General features: G+C 54.6%; 20 protein-coding genes. 13 read left to right on the top strand and 7 right to left on the bottom strand.

What is annotated here, in order from left to right:
* Nucleotides 1-609: 609 nt before the first annotated feature.
* From RBB76_RS26025 to RBB76_RS26015, 3 genes are all read left to right on the top strand, one after another.
* Nucleotides 610-2181, top strand: a complete 1572-nt coding sequence (locus RBB76_RS26025; RefSeq protein ID WP_429634202.1) for an MFS transporter — start codon at nt 610-612, stop codon at nt 2179-2181.
* A gap of 92 nt (nt 2182-2273) precedes the next feature.
* Nucleotides 2274-2747, top strand: coding sequence for a hypothetical protein (locus RBB76_RS26020; RefSeq protein ID WP_429634200.1), 474 nt, complete (start codon nt 2274-2276; stop codon nt 2745-2747).
* A gap of 92 nt (nt 2748-2839) precedes the next feature.
* Nucleotides 2840-3580: an SDR family NAD(P)-dependent oxidoreductase gene (locus tag RBB76_RS26015; RefSeq protein ID WP_429634198.1), complete on the top strand. Its 741-nt coding sequence runs from the start codon at nt 2840-2842 to the stop codon at nt 3578-3580.
* An 81-nt stretch (nt 3581-3661) separates the two neighbouring features.
* Here RBB76_RS26015 and RBB76_RS26010 read toward each other — a convergent pair whose 3' ends face one another.
* Nucleotides 3662-4411: an SDR family NAD(P)-dependent oxidoreductase gene (locus RBB76_RS26010; RefSeq protein ID WP_429634196.1), complete on the bottom strand. Its 750-nt coding sequence runs from the start codon at nt 4409-4411 to the stop codon at nt 3662-3664.
* 230 nt (nt 4412-4641) lie between these two features.
* Between RBB76_RS26010 and RBB76_RS26005 the strand changes: the two genes are divergently transcribed.
* From RBB76_RS26005 to RBB76_RS25995, 3 genes are all read left to right on the top strand, one after another.
* Nucleotides 4642-5775, top strand: a complete 1134-nt coding sequence (locus RBB76_RS26005) for a tyrosine-type recombinase/integrase (protein ID WP_429634194.1) — start codon at nt 4642-4644, stop codon at nt 5773-5775.
* A gap of 392 nt (nt 5776-6167) precedes the next feature.
* Nucleotides 6168-7019: a type IV toxin-antitoxin system AbiEi family antitoxin domain-containing protein gene (locus RBB76_RS26000; RefSeq protein WP_429634192.1), complete on the top strand. Its 852-nt coding sequence runs from the start codon at nt 6168-6170 to the stop codon at nt 7017-7019.
* A 74-nt stretch (nt 7020-7093) separates the two neighbouring features.
* On the top strand, nt 7094-7852 hold the full coding sequence (locus RBB76_RS25995) for a nucleotidyl transferase AbiEii/AbiGii toxin family protein (protein ID WP_429634190.1): 759 nt from the start codon (nt 7094-7096) through the stop codon (nt 7850-7852).
* A gap of 65 nt (nt 7853-7917) precedes the next feature.
* Here RBB76_RS25995 and RBB76_RS25990 read toward each other — a convergent pair whose 3' ends face one another.
* A complete protein-coding gene (locus RBB76_RS25990; RefSeq protein ID WP_429634188.1) occupies nt 7918-8595 on the bottom strand; it encodes a DNA methyltransferase in 678 nt (225 codons plus the stop codon).
* Nucleotides 8596-8849: 254 nt separating this feature from the next.
* Entirely contained in the window at nt 8850-9689 is an 840-nt protein-coding gene (locus RBB76_RS25985) for a helix-turn-helix domain-containing protein (protein WP_429634186.1), read from the bottom strand.
* Between the two features lie 147 nt (nt 9690-9836).
* Between RBB76_RS25985 and RBB76_RS25980 the strand changes: the two genes are divergently transcribed.
* The 3 genes from RBB76_RS25980 to RBB76_RS25970 all read left to right on the top strand — a co-directional run bounded on the left by RBB76_RS25980 (nt 9837) and on the right by RBB76_RS25970 (nt 12888).
* The gene (locus RBB76_RS25980) at nt 9837-10907 is read left to right on the top strand and encodes an NmrA family NAD(P)-binding protein (RefSeq protein ID WP_429634185.1); all 1071 of its coding nucleotides are present in this window, start codon (nt 9837-9839) and stop codon (nt 10905-10907) included.
* A 245-nt stretch (nt 10908-11152) separates the two neighbouring features.
* On the top strand, nt 11153-12184 hold the full coding sequence (locus tag RBB76_RS25975; RefSeq protein ID WP_429634183.1) for an IS110 family transposase: 1032 nt from the start codon (nt 11153-11155) through the stop codon (nt 12182-12184).
* Nucleotides 12185-12522: 338 nt separating this feature from the next.
* Nucleotides 12523-12888 (top strand): YybH family protein, encoded by a 366-nt coding sequence (locus RBB76_RS25970; protein WP_429634181.1) that lies wholly within the window; start codon nt 12523-12525, stop codon nt 12886-12888.
* Between the two features lie 50 nt (nt 12889-12938).
* On the opposite strand, the gene RBB76_RS25965 is transcribed toward RBB76_RS25970, so the two are convergent.
* Nucleotides 12939-13205, bottom strand: a complete 267-nt coding sequence (locus tag RBB76_RS25965; RefSeq protein ID WP_429634179.1) for a DUF1905 domain-containing protein — start codon at nt 13203-13205, stop codon at nt 12939-12941.
* A gap of 261 nt (nt 13206-13466) precedes the next feature.
* Here RBB76_RS25965 and RBB76_RS25960 point away from each other — a divergent pair, with 261 nt between their 5' ends.
* Nucleotides 13467-13949 (top strand): nuclear transport factor 2 family protein, encoded by a 483-nt coding sequence (locus tag RBB76_RS25960; RefSeq protein WP_429634177.1) that lies wholly within the window; start codon nt 13467-13469, stop codon nt 13947-13949.
* Between the two features lie 107 nt (nt 13950-14056).
* Here the strand turns inward: RBB76_RS25960 and RBB76_RS25955 are convergent, their stop codons facing one another.
* A complete protein-coding gene (locus RBB76_RS25955) occupies nt 14057-14926 on the bottom strand; it encodes an NmrA family NAD(P)-binding protein (protein ID WP_429634175.1) in 870 nt (289 codons plus the stop codon).
* A 61-nt stretch (nt 14927-14987) separates the two neighbouring features.
* Nucleotides 14988-15680 carry an alpha/beta hydrolase gene (locus RBB76_RS25950; protein WP_429634174.1) on the bottom strand — a complete coding sequence of 231 codons (693 nt, stop codon included), beginning with the start codon at nt 15678-15680 and terminating at the stop codon, nt 14988-14990.
* Between the two features lie 313 nt (nt 15681-15993).
* Here RBB76_RS25950 and RBB76_RS25945 point away from each other — a divergent pair, with 313 nt between their 5' ends.
* From RBB76_RS25945 to RBB76_RS25935, 3 genes are all read left to right on the top strand, one after another.
* Nucleotides 15994-16542, top strand: coding sequence for a carboxymuconolactone decarboxylase family protein (locus RBB76_RS25945; RefSeq protein WP_429634172.1), 549 nt, complete (start codon nt 15994-15996; stop codon nt 16540-16542).
* A 168-nt stretch (nt 16543-16710) separates the two neighbouring features.
* A complete protein-coding gene (locus RBB76_RS25940; RefSeq protein ID WP_429634170.1) occupies nt 16711-17637 on the top strand; it encodes a DJ-1/PfpI family protein in 927 nt (308 codons plus the stop codon).
* Nucleotides 17538-18542: a GlxA family transcriptional regulator gene (locus RBB76_RS25935; protein WP_429634168.1), complete on the top strand. Its 1005-nt coding sequence runs from the start codon at nt 17538-17540 to the stop codon at nt 18540-18542. The genes RBB76_RS25940 and RBB76_RS25935 overlap by 100 nt, the downstream gene beginning before the upstream one ends.
* A gap of 384 nt (nt 18543-18926) precedes the next feature.
* Here RBB76_RS25935 and RBB76_RS25930 read toward each other — a convergent pair whose 3' ends face one another.
* Nucleotides 18927-19535, bottom strand: coding sequence for a TetR/AcrR family transcriptional regulator (locus RBB76_RS25930; protein WP_429634167.1), 609 nt, complete (start codon nt 19533-19535; stop codon nt 18927-18929).
* Nucleotides 19536-19573 lie beyond the last annotated feature (38 nt).

Raw genomic sequence — 19573 nt, 5'->3', positions numbered from 1 at the left:
CAGTGGCCCTGTTGGCACACTGCCGAGAAATGGATTTTGTGCCTGTTCCGCCAGAGCGCTTGGGTTGGTAGTGTTCTGCCCTGGATCGAATGGGCGTGGCGTGTCGATAGAGTTCGACGAAAAGCTTGTCGAACTCGTACTTTGACACCATGCTGCAGCATGAACGAGCAATACACACAGTCCCACGCCGACCATTCGTGCGACTGATGGAACATTCAAGATACGAATCCCGGGCCTCAACTGAGCAACTCCGAAAGTTCGTTTTCCGACAGAACCGTATAGGTGCAGAACTCCAGCTTGATCTCGGCAGCCGTCTTGGTCCGATTGCACATTTGAAGCACTTGGTCTCTGGGTAACATCGTAACTTCAAATATTGAAGCTAAACAAGAAGAATGTCAACCCTTGCCTAAAACTCGACGTCACGCAAAATCCGGCAATGAAATTTATGTTGAATAATTTCGGCCTTTTTTGGTACTCACTAAGAGTACTGTATCCCTTTTTAATGTAAATTCAAGAAATGAAGTGACTAGGTCGCGCCTTGCTGACCCCTTTGGGATATGGCTTGTAGACATGGAAAAAGTAAACTTAAACGAGACGACAACCCAAGCAATGCGGTGGCAGCGCTCCGCTACTCTCTTGGCGTTCGCTCTCGCCACAACAGCAGAGTATTGGACAAGCGCCAGCGTCAGTCTGACACTCACAGATCTCGGCGGAACGTTAGCGGCCTCCAGTGATGAAGCGACGTGGGCTCTTACGATCTACACGACGGCCTTCGCCGTTGCTATCGCCTTATCGCATCGCCTGTCGGTCTACTTCGGGAATCGTAAGTATCTAGGCGTCTGTGCTCTCACCTACGCGATCGCCTCGATAGGGTGTGCCCTAAGCCCAAACCTGCCATCGTTTCTCGTTTTCCGAGCCGTCCAGGGTTTTGCCGGTGGAATCTTTCTGGTGCGAACGTTTGTATTTTTCACGCAGCGGATTGAGCTGGAGCATAGGGGTTCAATTGCGTTGACGTTTTTCATTGAGGTGATGATCTTTGGCCGGTTGATTCCTTACATCGCTTCCGGTTGGTTTGCTGACAATGTGACTTGGAGGCTTCAGTTCGCTATACCGACGATCTTGATGGTGGCAGCCGCATCTCTGTTCTTTACATTCACCGCGAAACATTGGAGGCAGGCCGACAATACAGGAGAACCCGTTGACCTTCTCGGAATCGTTCTCTTGGTCGTAGGGGCAGGCGCTCTCCAGACCGCTCTAAGTCGAGGAGAAATCGATGACTGGTTCGGCTCCTTCTTCATTAAGACGTTTTTTGCGATAGGTATTGTTGGCAACGCACTCTTCGCACTCTGGGAACTATCACCACGAAACAAAGCGCCGCTTCTGGACCTTCGCTATATGAGAGAACGAACGGTCTATGCGGGAGGTGTAGTCGGATTCGCTTTAGGGCTTTTGCTATCGGGTAGCCTCTACGTAATTCCTCAATTCCTGCGAACTGTGGAATCTCATTCTGCGCTTCAAACAGGGGTTCTACTCAGCGTCGGCGCGGTTGGAGCAATATTCTCACTTTGGTTGCTTCAATACATACAGCCATTGACGAAACGTCTGGGGAGTCGCTTCATTCTCAGTGCCGGTTTTCTGACGGCGATGATCTCAGAACTCCTCTTTGCTCACTTCCTCACGCCCGATACTCCTGACCACCTTCTTTGGATACCTTTATTCCTTAACGGCGTTTTCATCGCTCTCTCCGTTCCCACCCTAGGGGGAGCCGCCTTCGCTCTCGTGACAGATCAGGAAACTTCAAGCGCACGGGCCATATTTTATGGGCTTCGCCAATTTGGCACATCCGTGGGGGTGACGGTCGCTGTAATCCTGGTGGATCGTCGATCAGCTTTGCACTCTGGCCGCTTGCTGGAGGCGTTTTTCAATCGTAGTCTTGCGCCGATCTCACAAACCCAAGAGTTTTCGGCTGAGGCACTGAAGGCATTTGAAGGCCTAATACGAAAGCAGAGTCTGGTGTTGGCCTTCTCCGACGTGTTCTATGTAATGGCCGCAATTGCAGCTTTATCGCTTCTGACCATTCCTCTGCTTCCTGTTCCGATTCCTGGTCGGGCTGCTTCTCATGAAGACGAGAAGAGCACTTCACTAAAAAATCTCGCGGCAATCTCAGCAGAAACCCTCTAGTCCTCACAGGCATACAGATAATGCCGAACTTCCTAGCAAATCGATCAGCGCTAACCGGTGATCTGAGCGTACGAACCAAAGGAGCGTTATCTATGAATGAGATGTCGGTAGCTGGCAACTCGGACTTCGCCATCGTTGCAAATTCCGTGGATGTGAATCGTCCGATCGACGAGACGTGGTGCAAGGTCGGCGACTTCGCGGATGCTGGACGTTTCCTCAACGTGTCTTCGAAGCTGGTTTCTGGCAACGGCCAAATAGGTAGCGTAAGAATTGTCGGAGACTCAATTCTCGAAGTGATGGTGGGCTCCAGCAGATATTCCTACACCTATGCTCAGATCCACGGTCCAATGGACGCGCTTTGGTATCACGGCTGCCTCGAACTCTCTTCATTGGGGCCCAGGAGCTGTCGGCTCACTTACACCCTGGTCTACGAGCAAACCACATTAGATGGTTCTAGACGCTCAAGCGAGTTCGAGCGGATCAGACTTCGCTTTCAGACTGCCGCACAAACTATGAAGGTCGCGGCGGAAGTATCCCGTGAACATGAGCCCACGGACTCCTCCTAACTTCAAAAACGGAAAGTAGTTTAACGGCTGGCAGGTGACATGACGCACCTCAACAAGCTGGCAGCATAAACCAAGACACCGGAGGTAGAAAGATGAGCAAGTTGAAGGGCAAGGTAGCACTAGTAACAGGAGCATCCAAAGGCATTGGGGCGGGTATAGCAAAGGCTCTCGCCGCGGCTGGGGCATCCGTCGTTGTGAATTACGCGAGCAGCAAGGAACACGCAGATAAGGTGGTTTCGGACATTATCGGTGACGGAGGTAATGCCGTCGCAGTTCGTGCAGACGTTTCGAAGGCCGCTGATGCATTGGCTCTGATTGACTCGACTCTATCAAGCTTTGGTGACCTCGATATTGTCGTAAACAACTCAGGCATCTACGAGTTTGCCCCGCTCGATGAGATCACAGAAGAAGCTTTCCATAAGAGTTTCAACATCAATGTCCTCGGCCCCCTCCTTGTCATCAAAGCAGCTGTGAAGCACCTCAAAGCTGGAGCAAGCATCATCAACATCGGTTCGACCGCGCCGCTGATGCGATCTGAGAGCACTACGGTATATACCGCGACGAAGGGAGCACTTGACAGCGTTACGGGAGTATTGGCAAAGGAGCTAGGACCGAAGAATATTCGGATCAATTCCGTAAATCCTGGCTTCACTATTACCGAAGGAACAGGTAGCTACGTCGGCTCTGACTTCGCGGAAGGACTCATCAAGCAAGTTCCACTTGGTCGCGCAGCGCACCCCGACGATATCGCATCTATTGTGGTTTTCTTAGCCTCGGAAGATGCGAAGTGGCTAACCGGGGAACTCATCAATGCAAGCGGAGGTCTCCGCTAAGCAGCCTGCAAGGCCCTCTTTCGCTATGCTGGCGAGAGAGGGACAGGGGCGGTCAGTTCGCCCAGCAGTACGGAAAGCGCTTTAGCGTCGACCGCCGGAGACTAAAAGACTTTCCCCAGTTATAAAGGATGATTCGTCGGAGGCGAAAAACACTGCGGCAGCCGCTACATCCTCGACAGAACCATTGCGGCCAAGTGGTGTTTGCCGCAATATGTCGTTGAGCATGACACGCCCCATTTCCCCCAAACTTCTGACTCCCTCAGTGGGAGTGAGTCCCGGGTTCAACGTGTTGAAGCGGATCTGGCGACTCGCATGTGCTTTTGCCAAGGATTTCGTAAGGGCGTCTATCGCACCTTTGGTTGCCGAATATACGGGTCCCAACTCCGATGGGCAAACGCTCACTACAGAGCTAATGTTAACGACACTGCCGCCCGTTCGTTTGAAGTATGGGATAGCAGCCTGAGTCACGAAAATCGTGCCAAGCACGTTGAGGTCGAAGAGGTTATGAAAATGCTCCTCCGTAATAGCTTCCAAAGGAAGAAATTCGTATGCTCCGGCATTGTTGACAAGAATGTCCAACGGCCCAAAGGCTTTGACACTCTCAGAGAGCATTATCTGTACCTCGTCTCGTTTTGTTATATCTGCGCGGAGCGATATCGCTCTTCCACCTGATGCAACTATGTCCGAGACAACCTTATCCGCCTCAATTTTGTTGCTAGGGTAATTCACGATCACATCCGCGCCTTCCAAGCCCATGCGGCGGGCGATAGCAGCGCCGAAACCCATCGACGCTCCTGTTACGAGAGCAACTTTCGCTTTGAGTCTGTGCAAGGCGGTTCCTCTAGACGAATCGTATTAGTTATTTCTGATAAGAGCTCAAAGGTGAGCGCACTAAGCCTCCAAGGGACGGCTTCAGCCTCGCTGTAGGAAACTACTGACAATGGTCATCTTAAATGGTGCTGCAGAGACGTGATCGGTCGCTCAAGCAACTACTGGAATGTGTACTTGCAGATCCTAAAAAAGACGCACAAAGACAAAATGGTCAGGATAACCTCGGCACAGTGAAGGATCTTCCTTCACGCCGGGATGCGGAGCAAGCCGTGGCCGACTTTCGCGCCAACATCAACGTCGAGGTCAGAGTTCCTATTACGGTCTCTGAACTCATAGCCCACTATCGCAAACACGAGTTAACCGAGGACAAGAAAGCATTCGCCACGATTGCATCGACCTCGATCTATCTGACCAATCACATCGCTCCGAAGTGGGGTGAAAAGCGGTTATCGGATGTCCGAACCGTGGAAGTTGAAGAGTGGCTGCACTCTCTTTCATATGCTCCGGCAACGAAGAGCAAGATTCGGAACATCATGTCTGCAGTCTTCAACCATTCCATCCGGCATGAATGGACACATCGTAACCCAATCTCTAAGGTCAGGGCTTCATCGAAGCGTCTACGGGAGCCAGATGTACTAACGCCAGCAGAATTCGCGGCTCTGGCGGACGAACTGCCGCTTCGCGTCAAAGCGATGGTAGTCCTGGCACGGAGCACGGGTTTGCGACGGTCGGAACTGGTTGCCCTCACATGGCGCGATATCGATCCGCTCCTGATGCAGGTCAACGTTCTTCGCTCGTGTGTGCGGGGCCGCTTCGGGGATACCAAGAACGAAGCGAGCCGAAAACCCGTTCCGTTGCACACGTCAGTCGTCGAATGTCTCGACGCCTGGAGAAGGGAGTCGATGTACAACGGCGACGATGATTTTCTCTTTCCGTCAGTTCGGAATGAGGGAAGAACGCCGGTGACACCTGACACGATTTTGAAAAAGATCATTCGCCCCGCACTCGTCCGGGCGAAGATCACTGGGAAACGAATCGGATGGCATAGCTTCCGTCACTCCCTGGCGACGAACCTAAGAGCGGCTGGAGCGGACCTGAAGACAGCCCAGGAACTCCTGCGTCACGCGAACTCGCGGATCACCCTCGATATCTACACGCGGGCGATCTCCGCGAACAAACGTGAGGCTAACAACAAAGTCATGGAGATGGTGATTGAGGCCGGCAAGACCCGGCTTTCAGCACCCTCGCCAGCACCCTCGCGACGGGAGCCTCACCTATTAGAAGGCAGCAAAAAGGGTGCCGGAAACTTTCAGCACCCTTCAGCACCCTCGCGGGCTACAACTAATCTTGTCACTGTGCCATAAACCTTTGATTTTCTTTGGTTTATGGCGGGGACGACGGGGCTCGAACCCGCGACCTCTGCCGTGACAGCTAACCGGTAAATCGTAACTTGTTGATACCAGGCGTAGCGGATGGCTACCTGAGCGCCCTGAGACACCCAAAGGAACCGTTATTGGGCCCTTATCGGACCCGCGACCTTTGCCCTCTAAACCTTTGCCCTATTCTTAGTTTTGGATGGAATTTGGGCCATTTTTGCGTCTAATTTCGACCTCGACCTCTTTCGCGAGAAGGCAGAGGCCGTGGGTCCAAATGATATCCGGATCACGAATTGTTCCCTGCGAGGGAACGTTTCATGCAGACAATAGCACTGAGTTATGATACTGTGTTCTTGTTTCGTTCCCTCCGGGGGAACAATATGAGCACAGAATACAACTCGAAGACTGCCGGACCCGGATCTAAAACCTTGGGGCCGAAGTCGTCTGCCTTATGGGTGGAACTCAACGAACGCGGCAAGACGACGTTCACCCTCCAAGATGCCGAAGAGATCACCGGATTGCGCGGATCGTCGGCGAGGACCCTCATCCACAAGGCGGAGCGGCGGGGACTTGTGACCCGGCTGCGCTCTGGCCTCTACACGCTCGTTCCCTTTGAGCTGGGCCGGGCGACGGAGTATGTCGGCGATCCCTACGTCATCGCCCGGGAGATGTGCGAGGGACGTTCCTACTTCCTTTCGCACGCCTCGGCGATGGAGCTGCACCGTATGGTGACCCAGCCTCAGTTCACCATCTATGTCAGCTCAACGATGCGGACGCCGCCGCGTTCGGTGCATGGACACGACTACCGCTTCGTCACGGTCAAGCCGACGGATTTCTTTGGCCTGATGAAAGTGTGGGTTACGAAGCAGCAGTCCGTCATGGTCAGCGACAAGGAACGGACTATCCTCGACGCCCTGCGCCAGCCTCAATACGCGGGCGGCATCCCGGAGGTGGCGAAGGCGCTTTGGATGAGCCGCGATGACATCAAGATCCCGCAGCTTCTCGACTACGTGCAGCACTTCTCAAGTGGCGCTCTGCGCCGGCGCCTCGGCTTCCTGCTGGAGCTTTACGCAATGGCCTCATCGGATCAACTCGAACTCCTGCGCTCGAAGCTAACCTCTACCTATGACCGCCTCGATCCCACGCTGCCGAAGTCGGGTTCCTTTCAGGCACGCTGGCGTCTGCAGCTCAATATCGGTATCGACGAACTGGAGGCGATTCCGCACACATGATCCCGCAGCGCAATCTATCCCTTCTCGCAAACCGGCTGTACAAGGAACATGGTGGCCGTCGCATTCCCGAGGCAGTGCTGGAGCGCGACTACTGCCTGGCTTGGTTTCTCGCGGGCCTTAGCCGAAGCAAGCTCCGCGATCTGCTCATCTTCAAAGGCGGAACCGCGCTCAAACGCTGTCACTTCGGAGACTATCGCTTTTCCGAAGACCTCGACTTCACGCTTGCAAGAAAAGTAGAGTTCGCAGAAATCCGTGAAGGTCTGGAAGAGGTTTATGAATTGGTGGCCCAAGCCTCCGGCATACGCTTCTCTTTTGAAGCCGAAGACCGCCTGACGCACGTTAACAGCTACACCTTTTATCTCCGGTATCAAGGGCCGTTGCCGACATCGAACACGGTTAAGGTGGACATCACGGTTTCGGAGATTCTGCTTTTTCCAGTGGAGCAGCTTCCGATTTTACGCACTTACCCGGAATTTGAGGACGTACCGGAAGATCGCCCAATCTCTGTGTACAGCCTGAACGAAATCGCCACCGAAAAGATCGTGGCTCTTCAGGACAAGGCTCGCAACGAGCCGCGCGACCTCTACGACCTGTGGTTCTTGACCTCTCATGCGGGTGTCGACATCGGCCCTCTCATCGGAGCCGTTACGAAAAAAATATGCTTTCGGGAGAAAGACCCCATCGGCATCGAAGACCGCATCCTCGCAAAAGAAGCTCGCCTGAACGCGCTGTGGAACGGCCGTCTCGGGCATCAGATGGAAGCGTTGCCTCAGTATGATGAGGTCTTCCGCACGGTGCGCCGCGAGCTTCGTCAGGCGGCCTTTCCCAAGTAGAACAGCCTATTCATATCGTCAGGCGAGCGAAACCAACTGATGGCTGGATATGAAAAGACAGGCTGTCATTTGGCAGCCCGTTCCCGAATCCGAGCCATGCGATTTACTGCTTGCTCAAAGTAGGCAGGGTCCAGTTCGATCCCGAGGTACTGACGATTGCAAAGCGACGCCGTGGCACAGGTGCTGCCGCTGCCCGCGAACGGATCAAGTACAAGTTCGCCCGGCAAAGTAAAGCTGCGAATGAGCGGAGCCAGAGCTGCGATGGGCTTCTGCGTCGGATGCAGCTTATTGCCGCTGTACGGCATATCGAGGACATCTGCGATGGGCCGTGCCGGCAAAGGCGGTCGTCCCTTCGCCAGAAGGTATGCCTGCTCATGCTGATAGCTGAGAAAGCCTGTCTTAGAGAAATAGGTCTTCCGAAAGACGACGTGCCCCACTGGACGAAAACCCGCATCTTTCCACGCAGCGAAGAACGCATCGACCTTGGTCCAACCGTAGAACATGATAGCGACTCGATCTTGCTTCAATACACGGTAGGCTTCGCGCATGGCAGGCCGGAGCCAGTCGGCATTGGTGTCGTTCTGTATAGAGCGGCCATTCCGGTCACGGTAATTCACCAGATAAGGCGGATCAGTGAGGATGAAGTCGATGCTGTTCGCAGGCATCTGGCGCATCTTGTCGATGCAGTTGCCATTGAGGATCGCGTTGACGGGAAGCTGATGCTGAATGGTATTCGTGTTCATGGAAGTCACTCCGTTTTGTGTGGTCTCCCGACGGGTCGGGGCACACTGCGCGAAGCGACGAGAGTGGGTCAGGCTTCCAAGGCCAAGGGACGCTTTTGGGGAAGGACCTGAAGAAAGTCTTCCACGTTTGTTACGGAAGAGTTTGTTTGGTGAGGAACCGGAAAAGCAGAGGCCCGACGTGCCGCAGGACGACGGTAAAACCCCGAACGCGTGCCCGACTCAGAGAAGAACACAGACAGAAGTGCGCCTGAATACTATTCGATAACTATATCCGGTGTTTCCTTGGAGATTCCATTGGCGGCGGCGACCAATAAAAATTGGCGGGTCGATTCATCGACGGGAAATGACATATCGATGCGCAGTTCCTGCAACGCGATGTCCTGCGATGTGCCGAACGTCGTGAACATGGTGAATAGCCGCAAGTGAGCGCCGTCGACAAGTAGTTCGAGCGGCAGAACGGCGTCGAGCGGTTCATCCAGCCCGAAGGCTTTATCGCCAGGTGCGCCCGCGGCTTGATGCAGGTCTTGTAACAACTGCGCGGAAGGCGAGTTTGGGTTCCCGATCGCTTCACGGCGTAATCTGCTGACCAGAGCGTGACTGGTTTCATTCCAGTTGAGGATGTGGGGCCGTAGGCCGTCGATAGCGAACATCAAGCGCATGAAATTGAGAGGCAAGTCTGCTGCAACCCTGGATATGCGGTCCGACTGGATGCAAGAGCCGATGATCCGCGATGCGGCTTCATTTTTCATGACAATATTCCACGCCGCATCCGTGACGATCGCTGGATAAGGCTCGTGATGTTTCAGGATGCGATCGAGCGCATCACGCGCCGGCCGCATCTCCACCAGGTCAAGTTGACGCTCACGATAGATGGGCGCGTAGCCGGCCGCGAGCAGAAGTTCATTCCGGGTTCGCAAAGGGAGGTCAAGGCCACCTGCGAGTTTCAGGATCAACTCGCGACTGGGTTGTGCACGTCCAGACTCGACAAAGCTGATGTGCCTTTGTGAGACACCGGTTGTAAGAGCGAGGTCGAGCTGGCTCGCGCGGCGAATAGACCGCCATTCGCTAAGAATCGATCCAAATCCACTCTTCACTTTCCCCACTATAGTTCCTCGGCTACACAGGTCAATTATCTCCGAGGTAATTGCGGGGCCAACTTCTTCTCACTATCTTTGGCGTAGTCGCAGGCTTTGTGAGTCCGCGAAGAGAACAACAAAGCAGCGATCATGAGGAGCTAATTCATGCAGAAGCCTCTCACTTTGGTGACTGGTGCGACCGGTAAGACTGGCGCGGCAACCATCAAGCTACTTCTGGCTCAGGGATACCCAGTGCGGGCGATGGCCCGACGGGCGGATGAACGCAGTGCGCGGCTTAGGCAAGCAGGGGCTGAAGTCGTCGTCGGGTCGATCGAAGATGCAACGGACCTGCGCACAGCGATGGCTGGCGTGCAGCGGGCCTATTACTGCCCGCCGCTGGAACCGGGAACACTTCGGCGCGCAGCGCTATTTGCCGCCGTGGCACTCGAGAGCAAACTGGAAGCCGTCGTCGTGATGAGCCAATGGTTGGCAGAGGCAAACCATCCGGCGATTCATGCGCGGGAGAAATGGCTTAGTGAGAAAGTATTTCAGTGGGCTGCGGGTCTCGACGTGGTTACGATCAATCCAGGATTCTTCGCCGACAACTACATGTTGGCGCTGGAGCCGATCGCTCATTTTGGGTTGATGGGCATGCCCTTGGGCGACGGACTGAATGCACCACCTTCCAATGAAGACATCGCCCGCGTAATCGTCGGCGCACTTGTTAATCCAGCGCCTCATATCGGCAAGACCTACCGTCCGACGGGGCCGAAGTCATTAGCGCCGGAAGAAATCGCCGCGGTCATCGGCAAAGTGCTCGGGCGTAAGGTGAAGTATCAGAATGTGCCAATCAACCTATTTCTGAAGGTTGCAAAGTCGCTCAAGATCGACGATTTCGTGATTGAAGAGCTGTATTGGTTCTTGCGTGATTACCAGCGGAATTCCTTTGGGGTGGGAGCGCCGACGAGTGCGGTGCTGGAGGTGGGCTGCGTGGAGGCTGAGGGTTTTGAAACGACCGTTCAACGGTACATTGCCCGCTCCGCATTCCGCGAAAGGACAATCGGATCGACTTTTACTGCAATCCATAACCTTCTTGCGGGCCTTCTGACTCCAGCGCCAAGTCCGGAGTCGATCGCCGGACGTCTCAAATTACCATCGCTGAACCATCCGTCACTCGCCGCTGATAGCGCCTCCTGGCACGCCTTGCACATGATGGATCACCACTTGGAAAGGTGAGAATTCTCGGTAAATCTCCTCAGCGTAGAGCTGCGAAGCGACGACGCGCTCAATCGTTGAGAAATTGCAAATGCGCGTTCGAACAAGTTCGGCTTGGAAACGTGCGTTGGCCTGTTCGCAACAATTGACATTCTGAATACCACGATTACTGACGATAAGCCGACTAATGAGATGGTCCGCCGCTTGATTCTCCTGCGTGAGCAGGAAGATTGTAGAAGCAGCTTGTGACAAGGAGGATCATCGCTATGCAGATACATTCCGTTGGCATCGACCTGGGCAAGACTACCTTTCACCTTGTGGCGCTCGGCGCAGCCGGCAAGGTGCTCGTGAAGAAGAAGTTCACACAGCGCCAGTTGCTGACGTTTACAGCGAACATGCAGACATCGCTGATCGGCCTGGAAGCCTGTTCCGGAGCGCACTTTCTCGGAAGGGCATTGTGCAAGCAGGGGCACGATGTACGCCTGATTCCAGCGCAGTTTGTAAAGCCGTTTGTGAAGTCGAACAAGAACGACTTCGTGGATGCGGAAGCGATCGCCGAAGCTGTCGAACGCAAGAACATGCGCTTCGTTCCGATCAAGACGGACGATCAGCTGGATCTCCAGGCCATCCATCGAGTGCGCGACCGGCTTATCTCGCGGCGCACCGCAGTCATCAACCAGTTGCGGGCATTCCTGCTAGAGCGAGGGATGGTATTCGCGCAGACGCCAGCGAAGCTTAAGGCTGCCATGGCCGACATCCTTGAGAACGCGGAAGCGAACCTGACACCACAGATGAGCAACCTCATCGACATACTGTGGAGTGAGTGGAAGACCGTTGAACAGCAGATCGAAGAACTCACCACGCAGTTGGAACGCATCTCTGCTGCAGACGCGGGTTGCACTCGTATCCGTCAGATCCCGGGCATCGGACCGATCGTTGCAACAGCTATCGTCGCGGCTATCGGTAACGGAGCTGCATTTCGTAAGGGACGAGACTTCGCGGCATGGCTCGGTGTCGTTCCACGCCAGTACTCCACCGGAGGCAGAGCCAAGCTGCTCGGTATCAGTAAGCGTGGCAACGTTTATCTGCGCAAAGTGCTGATTCATGGTGCCCGAGCCGCCGTACTGCGCATCAAGCGAGATCGAGCGGCCATCGGGCCCTGGCTGGATCGACTCGACGCAAGAGCTCCTAAAAATGTTGTCGTGGTTGCCATGGCGAACAAGCTGGCACGCATCGCATGGGCCGTGCTTTCGAGCGGACAAGATTACAGACCGTCACCGATCGTCTCAGCAGCCTGAAGTAAAAACCAGTAACGGCAACACATCTACGGATTTGAACTTACCCACCGAAGTCTGCACAGGAACAGCAACGACGAAAGAACAGTCACAACGGCGTGCCTTCAACCTGATCCCGATAATGGTCTTCAACGACCGACCGACTTGTAAGGACAGGCACGCAGCGGAACTCATCATGGCCAGGAGAACCTACCTCCACCTAAAGGCCGAATACATTGCCGCAGACTTGTCTTCTCGCCCACAGCTTTTCCATTGCAGTCCTGCGGCGGACCATACATTATCGGTACCGACATCATTCCAGTACGATTACGGAACGTGGATTCTGAGCATCGAGGTCAACTATGACATTCGACGAGGCCTTACAACACGCGCAGCATTGGGCAGCCGCTTGGAATGCGCATGATCTGGATCGAATTCTGTCTTTCTATGCGGACGATGTCGTTTTCGAGGTGTCGACCGCAGTCACTCGTTGGCAAAAGCCCGACGGGAAACTCCGAGGAAAGAGCGAATTAAGGAAGCATTTCGGGCTAGGCCTGCAACTCGCTCCGCAACTCAGGTTTGAGATCGAAACTGTATTCCTGGCGCCGTCAGGGTACGCAGTTCTATACCGTCGTGATAACGGTAACCGCGTCGTTGACTGTGTGGCTTTGGATAGCGATGGCCTGGCTTCCCACGCCATCGCATACTATGCAGGCGCTCAGCAATAGAAGTTTCCCCGTTCACTTCTGGTAAACGCCGTTCGCGCAAGTGATCGGAGTCAGCCTGCTTTCCGCAGCTTGATCTGCACAGCGTCTCCGGGATCCTTTCCGATCCGCAATCGAAGCTCTTTCAGGAGGCCGAGAATATGTTGCGGAAAACCATATTTCAGAAGCTTCCCTCTGTAGAGCACACCGTCAACAGTCGCCTCGACACTCACTTTCCCTTTTGTTCCAAATGACTCCTGCATGTCGAAAGGGAAGAACACAAAGGCCCCGCCACCATCGCCGGCTTGGATGACTGCTTCAAATTCGAAATCGCGGTCCATAGCTGAATGATTCCACACGCCGCAACGCAGTGCGAGGAAGATAACGATAAACGCGCTTCTCGGAAGTATGGGAAAGGTTCGGGAGGAGGAACGAGCCTGTTACTAGAGTTGCAGATCACTATTCTACCGGGGCCAACTCCCTGGCGAGAAGCCCGGCTTACCGCAACTAAACCATCAGCGCTTTCCGTCTAACGACGACAGTACTGTCCACCGTAGAGCTCGTTACACTTTAAGATGATTCGGTCGATCAGGGAGTACTCGATGAAGACTCGTATTCTATTTACCGTAATGCTCTCGCTCTTTTCGCTTCGTGCCGCAGCACAAATGGATACTGGCCCTGCGACCGATGTAAGAGACATTCACATTCTGATCAACCGGTACGCGAAAGCGATCGATAACGTTGATCTGAACCTGGTCTCGCAAATTTGGTCTCACTCGGCTGAGGTTTCCTTCATCTATCCGATTGGCGAGGAACATGGATTCGAGGCCATTAGGCAGCATGTCTTTCAAGACGTGATGGGTGGGATGTTTTCAATTCGCCATCTCGAAGTAAATAGTGTAACGATCCATGTGAGTGGCAATGAAGCATGGTCGGAATTTCACTGGACCTTTCATGCGACGATGCGCAAAGACGCATCAGCTATAACCACGGATGGCGTTGAAACCCAGGTGTACCAAAGAGAGGCCGAAGATTGGCATTTGGTTCATGTCCACTACTCCGAAGACCATCGAATACTCCCTTAATCCGTTGTGTCATTTCGCCATGATCGCTTTGGAATTCGGCGCAAGTCCCCATAAACGCGCTTCTCGTTAGGGATGCTCCTGGATTGGTGCCCGCCAGACGAGAATGATCAGCTAGATTTCGCAGCAAGAGCTTTCACGGTAGTCACAAGATCGATCGTGCCTTCGACATGTTCTGTCTCTGGAACGCCAAAGTGAATCCAACCGGAGTTTATGCTGTCGACGAGTTCGACATATGCACCGGAACGGTCGGCTGGCATTCCGTTCTGAGCCAGGGTTTCGACCCAGCTTTCGCGAGGAACGGCCACGGGGGCGACGGACTGGCCAATCGCCGTTTCGAGTGCGGCGGCGACGTCATTGCTGGAGTAGCTTACGGGACCGGAAATCTCGATAACGCGGTTTCCTTGCCAGCTTTGGAGCAGCACTTCAGCCCCGATGCGCCCGACGTCTTTTGTGGCGACCATCGCGTAAGCACGTTCGAGGGGTTGGTAGAAGGAAAAATATTTCCCGGTAGAGCGAGCGGCGGGAAGGCTGTACACAACGTTCTCCATAAACCATGCGGGGCGGAGAAAAGCACTTGGAACGCCGGTGTCACCAAGCTCCTCCTCAAGGATGCGGTTGGTAGTGACTATGCCCAGGCCTGAAGGTTGCTCACTGCCCCAGGAAGAAAGAAAGACAGCGCGGGGCGGTTTGGCGGCGATGATGGCCTTCTTGATGGCGGCAATCTTGGCGACGCTATCCGGGAAGCCTGGTTCCGGGAGCAGGTTGGGCGGAATCATAACGAAGACACCTTCAACTCCCTTGAAGGCCTCGCTTAGATTCTCGTCATAGTTCGATACAAAGATTTCGACGCCTTTATCTTGCCAGGCCCGCGCTTTAGCTGCATCGCGGACGATGCCACGGACCTTCTTTCCATGCTGGAGAAGAGTATCTGCGATTGTTCCGCCTACGTTACCGGTGATTCCCGTAATTGCAAACATGTGGAGCTCCTTTGCGACGAAAAGCACGTGAATGATTCAGTCCGGTCGTGCAGGCCATCCATCATTCGCCTGCTGCGGCCTTTGCGATGAGATCGGCGACGGCCTGAGGCTGTGAGACGTAGACTGCATGGCTGCCTTTTACTTCGATGACCTCCGCCTGGGCGCGCTTCGCCATAAACCTTTGTGCATCTGGCGGAATCATCTTGTCTTCAGTGGCGACGAGATACCAGCTTGGCTTGGACTTCCAGGCAGCGTTGCTTACTACTCCGCTTAGCGCATCCAGTCCCCACGGCACCTGGGAGTCAGCCATGAAGGAGACCAGACTGGGTTTTACATCAGCGGCAAATGAAGCGGCAAACTTTGTGGGATCGAGGAGGAGATAACCGTCCCGCGGCGGCATGATGGGCGGCACCGGCGCTCCGGGGATCGGGTCCTTGATCAACGTACCAACCGACTCGCCGTTATCCGGAGCAAAGGCGGTGATGTAGGCAAGCCGCGCTACCTTCGGGTTGTTGCCTGCCTCTGTGATGACGGCGCCCCCGTATGAGTGGCCAGCGAGAATGACCGGGCCATCCTGCACGTCGATGACGCGATTGGTTGCGACGACGTCGTCCGCCAGAGAAATAGTCGGATTCTGCACAATGGAGACATTGAAGCCCATGTTCTTCAGGATGGCGTGCACGTTCTGCCAGCCCGAACCATCCACAAAGCCGCCATGGACCAACACGATGTTGTTTACCTTTGAGTTTGCCATTGTCCGTCTCCTCGGGGCATGCTGACCTGGTGCCATCTCAGAGGTCATGCCTGATAACTCAATTGAAGATAAACAGTTCTCGCGCGATAGATGAGGCGCGGCACTCAACAGGCGCTCGCATTGGCTGTTAAGTAGGCAACGTTGTCCGTTTCGGTGTGGTTTTTGCGTTCGGCGGGATGCATCAAAACGTCGTCGGTCCGGGATGACGCGCTTCATTTACCTGCGGGCAATTGATTCAGCGCCTATCGATTCGATCCTGGATCAGTCATAGCTCAGCATTCCCAGCGACCTACACATCACCAAGGAGAATTACATGCCAAACTATCCTATTCATACGATTGCCTCGGCACCCGAGGGCTCTAAGTCAGGCCTTGAACAGCTACAAAAAGCGTTTGGAGTCATGCCGAATATAGCCGCCGCGATTGCAAACTCGCCGAAGCTCATCAACTCCCTTGTCGGCGTATTTGGGCAGGTCCATAGCAGCAGCCTCACCGAACAGGAGATTCAGATCGTTCTTCTGACAGACGCAGTCGCGAACTCATCCACGTATGCCGTGGCATTCCATACGGGATTGGCGCTCCAGGCAAAAGTAAGCTCCGACGAGACCAATGCGATTCGTGAGGGACGCGTGCCGACGGACAAACGATTTGCCGCACTCTCCATCCTCGCAAAAACGCTCATCGAAAAGCGCGGACATCTGAGCGAGGAAGAAGTTGATTCGTTCCTCTCTGCCGGCTTTACGAAGGAACAGGTTCTAGAGGTCATCGCCATCGTCGCTGCCTCAACGATCACAAACTACTTTGCCACCATTGCCAATCTGCCGCTCGACGACGCCTTCGAGCAATATGCGTGGCGAGGCTAGAAGCAGAGACCGAGTCTCGGCAACTCGGCCGCTGGCGGAGCTTTGTATCCGGCGTGGCATCACCACGAGTTCACGGCATTTATCCAGCGAAGCCTCGTCGACTTTCCGGGTCGGGCCTCAGCTTTAACGAAAGGAATAGAAGCAATGACGACCATGAATGAACCATCCTTGCTCACCTTCGGAAAGCAGCCGGCTGTTGACCGTAACGCCCACCTCACAATTGGAGCGTTCGTCTTTCCCGGTCAGGACCAGATCGATTTCACGGGCCCTTTTGAAGTACTGTCGCGAATCCCTGATTCAACATTCGTCGTGCTCGGCAAGACCCTCGAACCGATTCGCGACGTGAAGGGCCTTTTGCTTACCCCTGTGAAGACCATCGCAGAAGCACCTCAACTTGACTTGCTACTCGTTCCTGGTGGCCTGGGGCAGCAGCAGATCATGAACGATGAGGAAATCATCGGCCTTATACAAAGACAAGCGGCCTCTGGACAGTATGTCTTCTCCGTTTGCACAGGTGCGCTCTTATGCGGCGCAGCGGGTTTACTGCGCGGGCGGCATGCCACGACTCATTGGGCAGCCAAAGAGCTGTTGCCACTGTACGGTGCCATCCCGACCGACGCCCGAGTTGTTATCGACGGCAACTATGTCAGTTCCGCAGGCGTAACCGCTGGATTGGATGGCTCCCTGGAGATCGCTGCGCTTCTGAGAGGGCAGGAAGTGGCGGAGGAGATTCAACTCGAAATCGAGTATGCGCCTAACCCCATTTTCACAGCGGTACGCCGGCGACAGCCTCAAAGTCAATCGTCGATGCCTTTTACCGACAGTACGGCCATAATCGGGCGGATCGCAAAACGGAAGCAGAACGATTTGCGATCCAACTGGGCATCACATTGCAAATGTAGCGCGGATGTTTGCTCTGCCAGGTCCCGCGGTCTTTGGTGCAGGGGTAAGCTCATATCAGAGAAAACGAAGTATTCCGCGGAGATTATGGCCGAATGCAGGCATCAGCCAAAACCGACTCTCACAAGCCAGGAACCGTCAATGGCAGATCGATCGCGATTCTGGGCATTTCACCTGTTCGAGCCTTGGACCTGATCGGGCCGGGCGAAGTCTTCATGGAAGCGAATCGCCTGAAGGGCAACACGTTTTACCACTTGACGTTCTTGTCCGGCGCTAAAGATACAACTATCCTCAGTCCGCTCGCCCTCCCATTCACCGCTGCTAGCAGTTACCTGGATGTCGACTCGACGTTCGATACATTATTGGTAGCTGGTGGTGGCGGCGCTCAGGGGCCGGTGTACGACACAGCTCTATTGGGCTGGTTACAGCGGCAGACCCCAGCCTGCCGCCGGTTCGGCTCTGTTTGTACAGGCGCCATGGCGCTTGCAGCAGCCGGTCTACTAGACGGCAAACGTGCTACAACTCATTGGAATTGGTGTGATGAGCTTGCAGCGCGCTATCCACGAGTGACCATTGAACGAGATCCGATTTTCATCAAGGATGGCAACTGTTACACCAGCGCTGGAGTGACTGCCGGGATCGACCTCGCACTAGCACTCGTAGAGGAAGACCTAGGCCGCGAGGTCGCTCTACGTGCCGCTCAAATGATGGTCGTCTTTCTCAGACGTCCAGGCGGCCAGTCGCAGTTCTCCGCGACACTTACTGCGCAGAAGGCTGAAAGAAACGCTTTAGCAGACTTACTGACGTGGCTGCCTGAACACCTCACTTCGGACTTGTCGATCAAAGCAATGGCTCGTATCGTAGCCATGAGTCCCCGCAATTTCTCTAGAGCATTCAAACAAGCGGTCGGGAGCACCCCCGCGCAACATTTAGAGGCGCTTCGGGTAGAGGCGGCGCGCCGACTACTAGAGACATCAAGTTTGTCCCAAGCTGAGATTGCTGGACGCATAGGGGTGAACAATACGGAAACCTTGCGTCGAATCTTCGGTAGACACCTGCATGTGACGCCCGGCGCATATCGAAAGAGTTTCGGCAAATAAGAGGAACGAGAAGGGCGGCAGCAAGGCGCAGAGGACCGCACCTCCTACAGGTCACTGACGACACATCAACCGGCCCTCGATATCCCTTGTGCCCATCAAATAACGGTAGCGTAAGCCAGCTTCCCTTAGCGAGTCAGCATCGTGCAAATAACGGTCAGGAACCGGATTGCCTGGTTTTCCCGATACCGTCATGCGCTAATTCCGCTCCCCGGATAATCTCATCCGGAAATAGCTCCTGATAAACGCGCTTCCCATCAGTCGACGATTGCTGACGAGAAACCGACCTATAGGGACCGATCCGCAACCTGGACGTTGAAGCTGTGCGCTGATCGCGATCACCGAAGGACGCATGAGCACCACTCATGAGCTCTGTCATTTTCGCCTCTATGCCTTTGCCGGTTCTTCCTTCGAAACGCTGAAGAGATCCACGAGCGTCCTGACGCGCTCTTTCTGACGGCTGGGCGGAAATCGCTCGGTTCTTGTAAGCTCGGCGATGCCGTGGAGAGCCGCCCAAAAAAGCTCAGAGATAACTTCTGGTCTTGAGCGCTGCCCCTCAAACAACTGCAGAATCTGGGAAAATGCGAATCGCAGTTCTGGAGGAGTCGCCGCCTCACCGAACGGGACGCTCAGGCTGAGCGAAAACATCGCCTCATACAATGCGGGTGATGACGTTGCAAACTCCAGATATGCGTCCGCGATGGATTTCACGGCACTTCCACGCTTGACCTGTTTCCGCGCCTGCTCCATGGCCAGGGCAAGCTCCTGGAATCCTTCGATCGCAACCGCGGCAACAACTCCTTCACGGCTTCCGAAATGAGCGTAAAGAACAGGTTGGCTATACGAAATCTCGTCCGACAGCCGTCGAACTGTCACGCTAGGCCACCCCTCAAGCTCCGCGATGCGTCGCGCGGCACTGATGATGTTTGACCGGCGCGCCTGCTTGTCCCGCAGTTTTCGTTCCGCGATCCGGGTTGGTACTGACTTTGTCGCCATATGTAGATATTATAGCGCTGCTAGAAATTATTGGAACG

Origin of the sequence: Tunturiibacter psychrotolerans, from assembly GCF_051013365.1 — a bacterium.
Classification (GTDB): Bacteria; Acidobacteriota; Terriglobia; order Terriglobales; family Acidobacteriaceae; genus Edaphobacter; species Edaphobacter psychrotolerans_A.
The sequence above is the reverse complement of the archived record's forward strand: the minus strand, read 5'-3'. Positions and strand labels throughout refer to the sequence as shown.

Coding starts and splice junctions, on each gene's coding strand:
- RBB76_RS25955 (WP_429634175.1), bottom strand. CDS start 14,926: ATGTTTGCAATTACGGGAATCACCGGTAACGTAGGCGGAACAATCGCA.
- RBB76_RS26000 (WP_429634192.1), top strand. CDS start 6,168: ATGAGCACAGAATACAACTCGAAGACTGCCGGACCCGGATCTAAAACC.
- RBB76_RS25930 (WP_429634167.1), bottom strand. CDS start 19,535: ATGGCGACAAAGTCAGTACCAACCCGGATCGCGGAACGAAAACTGCGG.
- RBB76_RS25970 (WP_429634181.1), top strand. CDS start 12,523: ATGACATTCGACGAGGCCTTACAACACGCGCAGCATTGGGCAGCCGCT.
- RBB76_RS25980 (WP_429634185.1), top strand. CDS start 9,837: ATGCAGAAGCCTCTCACTTTGGTGACTGGTGCGACCGGTAAGACTGGC.
- RBB76_RS25960 (WP_429634177.1), top strand. CDS start 13,467: ATGAAGACTCGTATTCTATTTACCGTAATGCTCTCGCTCTTTTCGCTT.
- RBB76_RS26025 (WP_429634202.1), top strand. CDS start 610: ATGCGGTGGCAGCGCTCCGCTACTCTCTTGGCGTTCGCTCTCGCCACA.
- RBB76_RS25975 (WP_429634183.1), top strand. CDS start 11,153: ATGCAGATACATTCCGTTGGCATCGACCTGGGCAAGACTACCTTTCAC.
- RBB76_RS25965 (WP_429634179.1), bottom strand. CDS start 13,205: ATGGACCGCGATTTCGAATTTGAAGCAGTCATCCAAGCCGGCGATGGT.
- RBB76_RS26020 (WP_429634200.1), top strand. CDS start 2,274: ATGAATGAGATGTCGGTAGCTGGCAACTCGGACTTCGCCATCGTTGCA.
- RBB76_RS25945 (WP_429634172.1), top strand. CDS start 15,994: ATGCCAAACTATCCTATTCATACGATTGCCTCGGCACCCGAGGGCTCT.
- RBB76_RS25935 (WP_429634168.1), top strand. CDS start 17,538: ATGCAGGCATCAGCCAAAACCGACTCTCACAAGCCAGGAACCGTCAAT.
- RBB76_RS25950 (WP_429634174.1), bottom strand. CDS start 15,680: ATGGCAAACTCAAAGGTAAACAACATCGTGTTGGTCCATGGCGGCTTT.
- RBB76_RS26015 (WP_429634198.1), top strand. CDS start 2,840: ATGAGCAAGTTGAAGGGCAAGGTAGCACTAGTAACAGGAGCATCCAAA.
- RBB76_RS25990 (WP_429634188.1), bottom strand. CDS start 8,595: ATGAACACGAATACCATTCAGCATCAGCTTCCCGTCAACGCGATCCTC.